9 protein-coding genes are annotated in these 11,767 nt (G+C 57.0%); 2 read left to right on the forward strand and 7 right to left on the reverse strand.

What is annotated here, in order from left to right; translation table 11 throughout:
* Positions 1-26: 26 nt before the first annotated feature.
* The 3 genes from ggt to KP705_RS07600 form a co-directional block, all read right to left on the reverse strand.
* Positions 27-1,826 (reverse strand): gamma-glutamyltransferase, encoded by a 1,800-nt coding sequence (ggt, locus tag KP705_RS07590; RefSeq protein ID WP_046900140.1) that lies wholly within the window; start codon positions 1,824-1,826, stop codon positions 27-29.
* A complete protein-coding gene (map, locus tag KP705_RS07595) occupies positions 1,823-2,626 on the reverse strand; it encodes a type I methionyl aminopeptidase (RefSeq protein WP_046900141.1) in 804 nt (267 codons plus the stop codon). Before map ends, ggt begins: the two co-directional genes overlap by 4 nt.
* Positions 2,627-2,712: 86 nt before the next feature.
* Positions 2,713-3,768 carry a D-alanyl-D-alanine carboxypeptidase family protein gene (locus tag KP705_RS07600; RefSeq protein ID WP_046900142.1) on the reverse strand — a complete coding sequence of 352 codons (1,056 nt, stop codon included), beginning with the start codon at positions 3,766-3,768 and terminating at the stop codon, positions 2,713-2,715.
* Positions 3,769-4,016: 248 nt separating this feature from the next.
* On the opposite strand from KP705_RS07600, the gene clpS reads away from it, so the two are divergent.
* Both clpS and clpA read left to right on the forward strand, forming a co-directional pair.
* On the forward strand, positions 4,017-4,445 hold the full coding sequence (gene clpS, locus KP705_RS07605; RefSeq protein WP_374195558.1) for an ATP-dependent Clp protease adapter ClpS: 429 nt from the start codon (positions 4,017-4,019) through the stop codon (positions 4,443-4,445).
* Between the two features lie 124 nt (positions 4,446-4,569).
* Positions 4,570-6,882: an ATP-dependent Clp protease ATP-binding subunit ClpA gene (clpA, locus tag KP705_RS07610; RefSeq protein ID WP_046900144.1), complete on the forward strand. Its 2,313-nt coding sequence runs from the start codon at positions 4,570-4,572 to the stop codon at positions 6,880-6,882.
* A gap of 46 nt (positions 6,883-6,928) precedes the next feature.
* On the opposite strand, the gene KP705_RS07615 is transcribed toward clpA, so the two are convergent.
* The 4 genes from KP705_RS07615 to KP705_RS07630 all read right to left on the reverse strand — a co-directional run bounded on the left by KP705_RS07615 (position 6,929) and on the right by KP705_RS07630 (position 11,755).
* Positions 6,929-7,393, reverse strand: a complete 465-nt coding sequence (locus KP705_RS07615) for a DUF3465 domain-containing protein (RefSeq protein WP_046900145.1) — start codon at positions 7,391-7,393, stop codon at positions 6,929-6,931.
* A gap of 72 nt (positions 7,394-7,465) precedes the next feature.
* Positions 7,466-8,488, reverse strand: coding sequence for a type I glyceraldehyde-3-phosphate dehydrogenase (gene gap / locus KP705_RS07620; protein ID WP_046900146.1), 1,023 nt, complete (start codon positions 8,486-8,488; stop codon positions 7,466-7,468).
* Between the two features lie 91 nt (positions 8,489-8,579).
* Positions 8,580-9,980 (reverse strand): sugar porter family MFS transporter, encoded by a 1,401-nt coding sequence (locus KP705_RS07625; protein ID WP_064273594.1) that lies wholly within the window; start codon positions 9,978-9,980, stop codon positions 8,580-8,582.
* A gap of 122 nt (positions 9,981-10,102) precedes the next feature.
* Positions 10,103-11,755, reverse strand: coding sequence for an electron transfer flavoprotein-ubiquinone oxidoreductase (locus tag KP705_RS07630; RefSeq protein WP_252348280.1), 1,653 nt, complete (start codon positions 11,753-11,755; stop codon positions 10,103-10,105).
* Between the last annotated feature and the right edge of the window lie 12 nt (positions 11,756-11,767).

Genomic DNA, 11,767 nt, shown 5'->3' on the forward strand with positions numbered 1-11,767 from the left:
AGATAGGGGTGTCTGACAACCCCCTATCATTCACCCGCGGCTTCACCCCCTGCATGACGCGGATCAGCAGCCCCATAAATGAGCCCGGTTTTGTGTGCAGAGAGGCTTGGACGGTCCGCAAGAATACCTTCTGCCACACCCCATGGCCGGTGCAGAGACAGCGCATATCCTTCGGATTTCAGCTTATCCATCACGTTGTCCGTCAAGGCACCCGGTTCCAGTTCCACAGCAGATGGCTCCCACTGCTCGTGGATTCGCGGCAGATCCACGGCCTGACGGATGTCCAACCCGTAATCGAGCACCCCCAGAATGGCCGAGAGTGTGATCGTCGGGATGCGGGAACCGCCAGGGCTGCCGATCACCATAATCACCTTGCCATCCTTGGAAACAATCGACGGTGACATGGACGACAACGGTGTCTTGCCCGGCGCAATGGCGTTGGCTTCTGACCCCACGATCCCAAACATATTGGATGCGCCCGGCTTGGCCGAGAAATCATCCATCTCGTCATTCAGCCAGATGCCGGTGTTGCCACCCATGACACCCGAGCCGAACCACCCGTTCAGAGTATATGTCGCGGAAACGGCCATGCCGCTCTTGTCCAACACCGAGAACTGGGTCGTCTCGTGCTTTTCCTGCGTGTCAGGAGCAGCCTGGGCAGCTTTAACCGGAAGCGCTTCACCTGCGCGGAGGGTGCTGGACGGCAATGCCTGATCAAGCGGGATCCCTGCCCTGACCTGTGCGGCATATGCCGGATCATTCAGGTGCTCGATCGGATTCTTGACGAATGCCGGATCCCCGAGATCGCGTCGATCCGAGTACGCATGTCGCATGGCTTCAATTTCACGCTGAGCAGATGCCGCCGTGTGCAGGCCAAGGGCGTGCATATCGTAGCCGGAAAGAATGTTCAGAATTTCGCATAGCGCGATGCCACCACCACTCGGAGGGGGTGCCGTGTCGATCGTGTACCCACGATAGGTGCAGCGGATCGGCTCAAGAAACCGGATATGATAGTTCGTGAAATCTGACGGCTTCAGAAGGCCACCACCTTCTTCACTGGCCCGCACGATTTCAGCAGAGATCGGACCTTCGTAGAACGCTTTCGGACCAATCTTGGCGACCAGCTCAAGAGAATTGGCCAGGTTTTTCTGAATCAGCCGGTCTCCAGGCTGAAAGGACGATCCGTCCGGGCGCAGAAAAATAGAACGTGCGTATGGGTCCTGACGAAAATACTTCGTGGACGTGTCGAGCAGCTGCACGTCGCCTTCATTGAGCACAAATCCATCACGGGCGAGCGCTATGGCTGGAGCCATGACTTTTGCCCGTGGCAAATGCCCCCACTTCTGAAGGATCGTATCCAAGCCTGCGACAGTCCCCGGAACGGCAACTGCTTTCCAGCCTTCCGTTGAAAGCCCCGGAATGACTTTGCCAGACGCATCCTGATACATGGTGGCTGTCGCAGCACCCGGAGCGTGCTCCCGGAAGTCCACAAACACTGTCTGCCCGGATTTCAGGCGGATCGTCATGAAGCCGCCACCCCCGATGTTCCCTGCAGCGGGATAAACGACAGCCAGCGCATAGCCAACGGCTACCGCAGCGTCGATGGCATTGCCACCTTCCGCCAGGATTTTGGCACCAGCATCAGAAGCGAGATGCTGGGCAGAAACCACCATGCCATGCTTGCCAGAGACTAGAACGCCCGGGGAGGTATGATCCGGGCCAAAGGCCAGTGGATCATGGGCAGAGCTCAAAGGGGCTGCCGTGGGAGCAGCCAGCGCCGTGCCCCCCGTCAGGCCCGCGACAATCAGGGCAAAGAGTTTTTTCATGCGCCAGCTCCGTATGGGGGCTTGTTGTAACCTTTCGGGGACAGCGTGAAGATTTCACATCCGTCGTCCGTCACGCCAATCATATGCTCGAATTGTGCAGACAGCGTCCGGTCACGCGTGACAGCTGTCCAGCCATCATCAAGAATTTTCACTTCAGGTTTGCCGATATTCAGCATCGGCTCAATGGTGAAAACCATTCCCGGTACGAGCTTTACGCCCTGCCCTGGCTTTCCGTAATGCAGAACATTCGGAGCGGCATGGAAGTCCCGGCCGATGCCATGCCCACAAAAATCGCGCACGATGGAGAAGCGGTTCTTTTCCGCATGGGCCTGAATGGCATGGCCGACATCGCCCAGCGTCTTGCCTGGCTTGACCTGCTCAATACCAAGCATGAGGGACTCATACGTCACCTCAACCAGTTTTTCAGCTTTCTTGGGGGCCTTACCGACGATGTACATCCGGGAATTGTCCCCGTACCAGCCATCCAGAATGGACGTGACGTCAATATTGACGATATCGCCGTTGGCCAGCTTCTTCTCACCGGGGATGCCGTGACACACAACATGGTTGATCGAAATGCAGCAGGATTTCGGGAAGCCATGATAATTCAGGGGAGCCGGCGTGGCACCGTGAGCCAGAGTGAACTCATGAATAAGAGTGTTGAGTTCTTCCGTCGTAACGCCCGGCTGCACATGCTCGGTGATCATATCCAGCGTTGCCGCTGCAAGATGACCGACCGTTCTTAGATGTTTGAAATCTTCACTGTCATAAAGAACAATCCCACGCGAACTATCATCCATGTCTACCGCCCGATCCTCAATCTCAAAACTGGTCGGGACAAAATGCGACCGTCACGAGCGGATCGCAAGGCACGGAGGCGAGTTTTTCACCCGCGTGGGTGACGACCTGCCTTGTGATGGGCAGCAACATGGTGCGCACTGACCATGCGAACCGAGACAGCATGATGCGCAACACGCCCATAACGACGTGGTGACGTTGGCGCATCCGCCACTTCAACAGGACGGCTTGATGCAACCATCGTCCCATGATGAGCGAAACGACCACCACGACGCGCAGACGCGATCATGACAGTGCGCGGAGCGACCGGATGAAGGAGAGGCTGTGGCGCGACGCCTTCTGAAGCAAAACCATCATCCAGAATGGACGCCATTTCCATGGACCGACGCGCATTCGAGGAAGACCCGAGCACCACACCAATCAGACGAACGTTTCCACGAATGGCAGACGTGACGAGATTTCGCCCCGCAGCATCGGTGTAACCCGTCTTCATGCCGTCAGCGCCCGAATAGATTTTCAGCATCGGATCATGGTTTGGAACCAGATGACGATGGAAATAGAAGGAAGGCACGCCGAAATAGTGATAATACTGCGGGAAATCGTTGATCAGGTGCTGTGCAAGAAGCCCTAGATCATGCGCTGTCGTAACCTGATCAGGGTCAGGCAAACCGGAGGCGTTGCGGAACGTCGTGTTGGCCATGCCCAGCGCACGCGCCTGCTGCGTCATGAGCTGAGCAAAACGGACTTCGTCGCCGCCACCCAGGAACTCACCCAGAGCGCACGCAGCGTCATTCGCTGACTTGGTGACGAGCGCCAGAATGCCTTGTTCAACAGTCAGCCGGGTGCCCGGAACCAGTCCAAGCTTGGACGGAGCCTGCATGGAAGCGTGAATGGAAACCGGAACTTCCTGATCCAGCGTAATCTGATGTGCTTCCAGCGCACGGAAGGTCAGATACAGCGTCATGAGTTTTGTCAGGGATGCAGGATATCGCTGAAGATCGGCGTCCGACTGGGACAGAACGGCGCCTGAATGTGCATCCATCACGAAACTGGACGTGTGGCCTGCGTATTGTGCCTTGGCAGAGCCCGCACCAACTGCAGTCAGAGCGCATAACAGAAGGGCCTTGCGGACAGGGAAACGCATTATGTGGCAGCCTCTGAACAAAACATTGAACGCTGGAAACAATCGGACTGTTTAACGCAGTCCCTAATCCCGTTACTCTAGGCGCAACAAAAAGCGCCCGTCCACAAGGTTTGGGGCAGTTTGCTTAATTTTTCGTAAGCATGACCCAAACCCGACCAGAACATGTCAGGAAGATGGCGATATTCACGAAATGTACTCATCCTTACCCCCTTCTCAAGTCGGGGGAAGCGTCCCATATCATACCAGTCATGTCTTCTTACGATCTCCCTTCACCAGCCACCTCCCATTCTGAAGCCGAGTCCATTTTCGGACCAGTCAGGATGGCGCCGGGATCATCGGACCCAAAAGGTCCGACAAATCCACGCCTGCCCGATGACGAAGATCTTGAGATCAGCGTTGTCGTTCGCCCTCGTACACGAACGCGCAAGCCGTCGATGTACAAGGTTCTCATGCTCAACGATGACTACACACCGATGGAGTTTGTCGTGCACGTGCTGGAACGGTTTTTTTCCAAGAACAGGGAAGAGGCCACAACCATCATGCTGCATGTGCATCAGCGGGGCGTAGGGGTCTGCGGCGTTTTCACTTACGAAGTTGCGGAGAGCAAGGTTGCTCAGGTTATGGATCTGGCCCGCCAGAACCAGCATCCGCTTCAGTGTACGATCGAAAAAGACTGATTTCCCGCCACAGTCATACAGGCATCGGACAATTTCTTGTTCAGCCTTACGTTTCTGACTGGCGTTACGTGTTGCACCACGACAAGATACCTCTTCCACGAGAGGTCGAGAGGAGCGCCACCCTATGCTGTCCCGTACGCTCGAACAGACGCTCCACCGCGCCCTGACATTCGCAGGTGATCGGCGTCATGAGTATGCCACCCTCGAACATCTGCTGCTGGCTCTGACAGAAGACGCCGACGCACTGACGGTTTTCCGCGCCTGCGGAATTGACCTCGACAAGCTGCGCTCGGACCTGACGGACTTTCTGGACAAGGACCTTGCCGGTCTTGCGTCCGACCGTCCGACAGAACCAAAACCAACGGCGGCTTTCCAGCGCGTGATTCAGCGCGCGGCTATCCATGTGCAAAGCACAGGCCGCGATGAAGTTACGGGTGCCAACGTTCTCGTTGCGCTCTTTGCGGAACGTGAAAGCCACGCCGTGTACTTCCTACAATTGCAGGACATGACGCGACTCGACGCCGTGAACTTCATTTCGCATGGCATCGCCAAAGCGCCCGACCGTGGCGCTGGCCGTAAGGCTGCCGCTGCATCCAAGGATAATTCCGAGCGTGAAGAGCGCAAGGAAACAGCCAAGGACGGCGCACTCGCGACCTATTGCGTCAATCTGAACGACCGCGCCCGGGAAGGGCGGATCGATCCACTGATTGGTCGCGATCAGGAAATCGAACGCACGATCCAGATCCTATGCCGCCGCACCAAAAACAATCCGCTGTATGTGGGCGACCCAGGTGTCGGCAAAACTGCGATCGCTGAAGGCCTGGCAAAGCGTATTGTTGAGAAAGACGTGCCTGAAGTCCTGCAGGACTGCACGATCTACTCTCTCGACATGGGCTCCCTGTTGGCTGGCACACGTTACCGCGGTGATTTCGAAGAACGCCTCAAGGCTGTCGTGACGGAAATGGACCAGACGCCCGGTGCGATCCTGTTCATTGACGAAATCCACACGGTCATTGGTGCGGGTGCGACGTCTGGTGGTGCGATGGACGCATCGAACCTGCTCAAGCCAGCTCTGGCTGCAGGCACGCTGCGCTGCATTGGCTCCACGACATACAAGGAGTTCCGTCAGCACTTCGAGAAAGACCGTGCACTGGTCCGGCGCTTCCAGAAGATTGACGTCCCTGAGCCGTCAGTCGAGGACACGATCAAGATCCTGCGCGGCCTTAAAGGCAGCTACGAGAAGCATCACAAGGTTCGCTACACTGACGAAGCCCTGCGTGGCGCCGTCGAACTGGCCGCCCGGTATGTGCATGACCGCAAACTGCCCGATAAAGCCATCGACGTTATTGACGAGGTCGGTGCGGCGCGGATGCTGGTGCCTGAGAACAAGCGCCGCAAGACCGTGACGCTGCGGGATGTGGAAGATGCAATCGCCAAGATTGCCCGCATCCCACCCAAGAGCGTCACGGCGGATGACCGTGAGACCCTGCGCCATCTGGAGCGGGATCTGCGGAACATGGTGTTCGGACAGGACAAGGCGATTGACGCGCTGGCTGCGGCAATCAAGCTGTCCCGTGCGGGCCTGCGCGATGCTGAGAAGCCGATTGGCAACTACCTGTTCTCCGGCCCTACGGGCGTCGGCAAGACGGAAGTTGCGCGTCAGCTGGCGTCGTCTCTTGGCATCGAACTGATCCGCTTTGACATGTCCGAATACATGGAGCGTCATTCGATCTCCCGTCTGATCGGCGCGCCTCCAGGGTATGTCGGGTTTGATCAGGGTGGACTGCTGACGGATGCAATCGACCAGCATCCCCATGCCGTCCTGCTGCTGGACGAAATCGAAAAGGCCCATCCGGACCTTTACAACGTCCTGCTTCAGGTCATGGATCATGGCCGCCTGACAGACCACAACGGCAAGACAGTCGATTTCCGCAACGTGATCCTGATCATGACCACGAATGCGGGCGCGGCTGACCTGTCCAAGGAAGCGATCGGTTTTGGCCGGACCAGCCGTGCGGGCGAGGATGAAGAGGCAATCAAACGCACCTTCACGCCTGAGTTCCGCAATCGTCTGGATGCAATCATCCCGTTCGCTAACCTGACACCGGAAACCGTGGGCCGCGTGGTGGAGAAGTTCGTTCTCCAGCTCGAAGCCCAGCTGGCTGACCGTCACGTTACGATCGAAATCTCCTCTGCTGCCAAGGAATGGCTGGCCGAGAAGGGTTATGACCGCCTGTATGGCGCACGTCCTCTCGGCCGCGTCATTCAGGAGCACATCAAGAAGCCATTGGCCGAAGAACTGCTCTTCGGTCGACTGGCCAAAGGCGGGGCCGTCAAGATTGGCCTCAAAAACGACGTGCTGGACTTTGAGATTATCGAAGGGACCGACGTCAAAGGCGACAGTAGCGCCGAGAAGAAAGACGAAGCGACCAACTAGGCCGCCCGTCACGAAAAAGCCCGTAGGACATTCCTACGGGCTTTTTTTATTCGTAGCGGTGTCCGTTGACGGTCACATAGCCGGGCCACGGCCATTTGCGGCTGGTGCCGTGATGCGTCCAGTCGATCCCCTGCTTGCGCAGGCTGTCGTAGTAGTACCGTCCCTGAACCTCGACGGTGTCGCCCTTCTGCACCCAGGGCCATTGTGGAGCAGTCATTTCATCCAGCCCCGAGACAATCCGGATGGACACGCCCTGCCCTACGTCCAAGTAGAAATAGCCATGCCATCCGCTGCGGGTCCGCTTCGCATGGGGTGCAATGGCGATGACGCGCCCGCAAATATGCTCGGGAAGATCCGTCCGGGTGGCGCCACGTTGCTCGAAGGTCTGCTGGTCACTCAGGAATTTTGCATTGTCACAGCTTGCCGGCATCGGCGCTATCGCCTGTGCAAGAGCGGGAAGTGGCGCACCCAAACATGCCATCGCAGCCAGAAGTCTCAGACGGGACATCATCAAAAGCACTCTCCAGTCAGGAAAGTGCTTTTATGCGCCGAAACACATCCTGAAACAAATGCCGTCGCCCGTTTACAGGGAGCCGAACAAAACAGCCGTATCGATCATGCGGTTCGAGAAGCCCCATTCATTATCATACCATGAGCAGACGCGAACCATTCGACCACATTCCATGATGGCCGTCTGCGTGGCGTCAAAATTCGAAGATGCAGGCGAATGGTTGAAGTCGCTACTGACCAAAGGGGCGCTACTGTAGGCCAGAACACCTTTCAAAGGCCCCGCAGCAGCAGCCTCCTGCATGACGCGATTGACGTCTTTGGCTGTTTCCGGTGGACGGCGGGACAGGAAGTCGAACGATACCAGCGAAACATTGGGCGTTGGCACGCGAATGGACGTGCCATCCAGCCGACCCTTCAAGTGCGGCAGAACCAGACCAATTGCCTTGGCCGCTCCCGTGGACGTAGGCACCATGTTGAGCGAGGCGGCTCTGGCCCGGCGAAGATCCTTGTGGCGCCGGTCAACGATCTGCTGGTCTCCGGTGAAAGAGTGGATCGTCACCATGTATCCGCACTCGATACCGTAATTGTCGTCGAGCACTTTCACCAGCGGCGCCAGACAATTCGTTGTGCAGGAGGCATTGGAAATGACCGTCATGTCCGGCTTCAGCATGTCATTGTTCACGCCGTAGACGATGGTCGCGTCCACATCCGTGCCAGGCGCTGAAATCAGGACTTTCCGGGCACCAGCCTGAAGAAGCGTGGAGGCTTTTTCCTTGGTGGTGAAGAGGCCGGAACATTCAAGAGCCACATCAACGCCGTCGAATGGCACCTTCGACGGGTCACGCTCGGATGAGATGCGAATGGGACCGTAAGACCGCCCGTTATGGGTCAAGGTCAGCATATCACCTTCGACGTGGACTTCCCCTGGCAGGCGGCCATGCACGCTGTCATATGTCAGCATGTGAATCTTGTCTTCAACTGACCCAGGGCCATTGATGGCGACGGGCACAACGTCGTCCCGGCCGCTTTCAAGAATGCTGCGAAGGGCCAGTCTGCCAATACGGCCAAAACCGTTAATGGCGATCTTTACTGTCATTGTCTTTGGTCTCCGTCAGGGAAAACCGCCGCAAAGGCGGTTTGTCCCGGCAGGTATGAAAGCGCCGGGACAGTCGTGCCGAGGGGCAGGATCACAGACCGATCCGGTTGAGTGGCTTGCCCGCCATCAGGTTCCGCTCGATTTGCTCAAGGGAAACACCGCGCGTTTCAGGCACAAATTTCAGGGTGAGGTAGATGAAGAACGCATTGAACGCCGCGTACATCCAGAACGTCTGGGCATTACCGATGGTGTTCAGGAGCGTCAGGAACGTCAGGCCGACGATCATGTTCGTGACCCAGTTCGTGAAGGTGGAGCAACCAATGCCGAAATCGCGCCCTTTAATGGGCTGAACTTCCGAGCACAAAATCCACACTAGCGGGCCGGCAGAGAACGCAAATCCAACGATAAACGCCAGCAGCATGATCACAGCGGCATATCGCGCAAGTTCGCTATTGCCGGTTCCGAAGTAGAGCAGCGTCCCGACTGAAGCCATGCCGATCGTCATGATGATGAAGCCGGCAATCAGCATCGGGCGACGGCCCCATTTGTCTACGAAGCCAATGGCAATGAACGTCGACAGCACATTCACCAGACCAACAATGGCCGTGCCCCACATGGCTGCGTTATCGCCAAAACCTGCGACTTCGAAGATGCGGGGCGCGTAGTACATCACCACGATGATGCCCGTGAACTGCTGCATGGTCTGAAGCAGGATGCCCAGAAAAACAGAGCGGCGGAAATTGGCGTTGGCCTTGAACAGGCCGTAGCCACCTTCAATCTGCGCAAGCTGCTCTTCAATGTCCGAGATCTCGGCGCGTGCGTCGCCTTCATGGCCACGCAGCTGATGCAGAACCGTAAAAGCTTCGTCCTTACGGCCCCGCAATACGAGCCAACGGGGACTGTCAGGCAGCAGCAGCACGCCAAGCAGAAACACGACGCCTGGAATAGCGACAATGCCGAGCATCCAGCGCCATGAACCGGAATAGGCCAGCAGCGCATCAGAGATGAACGCTACAAAAATCCCGACCGTGATCATGAGCTGGTAGACCGAGATCAGAGACCCACGGTAGTGCTGATGCGCAATCTCGGAGATGTAAAGTGGAGCGGTAAAGCTTGCGATGCCAACAGACACGCCAAGCACCATACGCCCCACAATCAGCAGCGTGACGGATGTTGCCAGCGCGCACAGCAGCGACCCGAGAACAAACAGGACAGCCGAAGACAGCAGCAGGCGCTTCCGGCCGAAGAGATAGGACAGGCGCCCACCGCAGACGGCCCCTACCGCCGCACCGACCATCATCGATGAGACGATGCACTCCTTGCCGAAGTCCGTGACGTTGAATTCCAGACCGATGAATTTCAGAGCTCCTGAAATCACACCCAGATCGAGACCAAACATCAGACCCGCAACAGCAGCCAGAATTGCCGTTAGGACACTTTTACCATTCAGAGACACTGGCGGCGGCGGTGCCGAAAGGTCGATGCCACTCATTGCCTTATTCCTTAATTCAGATTCCCATTATGGGAATAGTCTTTCAACGCAGAATGTTCTCAGGTTATTCATTCAAGTAAAATCAAATAAAAGAGAATGATTATATTTCTTTTTATTTGAGTTTACATGTTTGGATAGTTCGGACCATCACCTCCCTGCGGCGTTGTCCAAACGATATTCTGGCTTGGATCTTTGATGTCGCAGGTTTTGCAATGCACACAGTTCTGGAAATTAATCTGAAACCGTGGCTGTTCATTCTCTGGACGCAGAACCTCATACACGCCCGCCGGGCAGTAACGCTGGGCAGGCTCAGCGTAGAGCGGCAGATTCACCTGGATCGGGATGGATGGATCACGGAGTGTCAGATGGCAGGGTTGGCGCTCTTCGTGGTTGGTGAAGGCAAACGCCACATTGGTTGTGCGGTCAAAACTGAGTTGCCCGTCCGGCTTGCGATATTCAATCGGCTTGAAACTGGCAGCCAACCCCGTTGCCGCGGCATCGGACTTTCCATGCCCAAGCGTTCTGAAGGGAGAGTGCCCCGTCAGAGTTGTCATCCACATATCCAGCCCACCGAGCGCAACACCGCCCAGGAGGCCAAACCGCTCCCACAGAGGTTTGACGTTACGGACGGCCTTTAAGTCTGTCCCGACAGGGCCGTTTCGCAGTTCTTCCTCATAATCCGTCAGTTCATCCTGAGCGCGCCCAGCCGCCAGCGCTGCGCGGGCCGCATCGGCAGCGACAATGCCGGAGAAAATGGCGTTATGACTACCCTTGATGCGCGGAACATTCACAAGCCCGGCGGAACACCCGAGCAGAACGCCGCCAGGGAAGGTCACTTTCGGAATGGACTGCCAACCACCTTCGGATAGCGCACGCGCACCATAAGCCACGCGTTTTCCGCCTTTCAGAAGTTCGGCCACCATCGGATGGTGCTTGAACTCCTGAAACTCACGGTAGGGGTCCAGATACGGGTTTTCATAGCCCAGATGGACAACAAACCCGACGCAGACCTGATTGTTGTCGAGATGGTAGATGAAGGACCCGCCACCCGCCTTGCTGTTCAGCGGCCAGCCCATGGTGTGTGTGACTGTGCCTTCATGATGTTTGGCGGGATCGATCTCCCAGATTTCCTTGAGGCCCAGCCCGAATTTCTGCGGGTCCTTGCCCTCGGAAAGCGCGAAACGATCCATCAGCTGCCGGGCCAGTGATCCCCGCGCACCTTCGGCGAAGAATACGTATTTCCCGCGCAGTTCCATACCAGGCTCGTAGGCATCACCCGGCGTTCCATCCGGGTTTTTACCGAACTCGCCAGCCACCACACCCGCAACGCGACCCTGATCGTCATAAACGACTTCGCTTGCCGCCATACCGGGGAAGATTTCCACTTCCAGCCCCTCTGCGACCTGTGCAAGCCAGCGGCAGACATTCCCCAGCGAGACAATGTAATTCCCGTGGTTGTCCATGAGCTTTGGCATCAGAACATTCGGCAGGCGGATCTGGCTCTTTTCCGTCAGCAGGAAGAAATTGTCTTCCCTTACCGGCACGGTGATGGGCGCATCCATGGTCCGCCATTCGGGAAGCAGCACATCCAACGCGCACGGATCAATGACCGCGCCTGACAGGATATGCGCCCCGACTTCAGACCCTTTATCCAGTACGACCACGGAGAGGTCCGGCTCATTCTGTTTGAGCCTGATCGCCGCGGAGAGACCGGCAGGGCCAGCGCCGACGATGACAATGTCATAGTCCATGCTTTCCCGTTCGATCGTAGTCATGGTCTTTCTCCT

The organism is Gluconobacter sp. P1D12_c (genome assembly GCF_018812105.1).
Classification (GTDB): Bacteria; Pseudomonadota; Alphaproteobacteria; order Acetobacterales; family Acetobacteraceae; genus Gluconobacter; species Gluconobacter oxydans_A.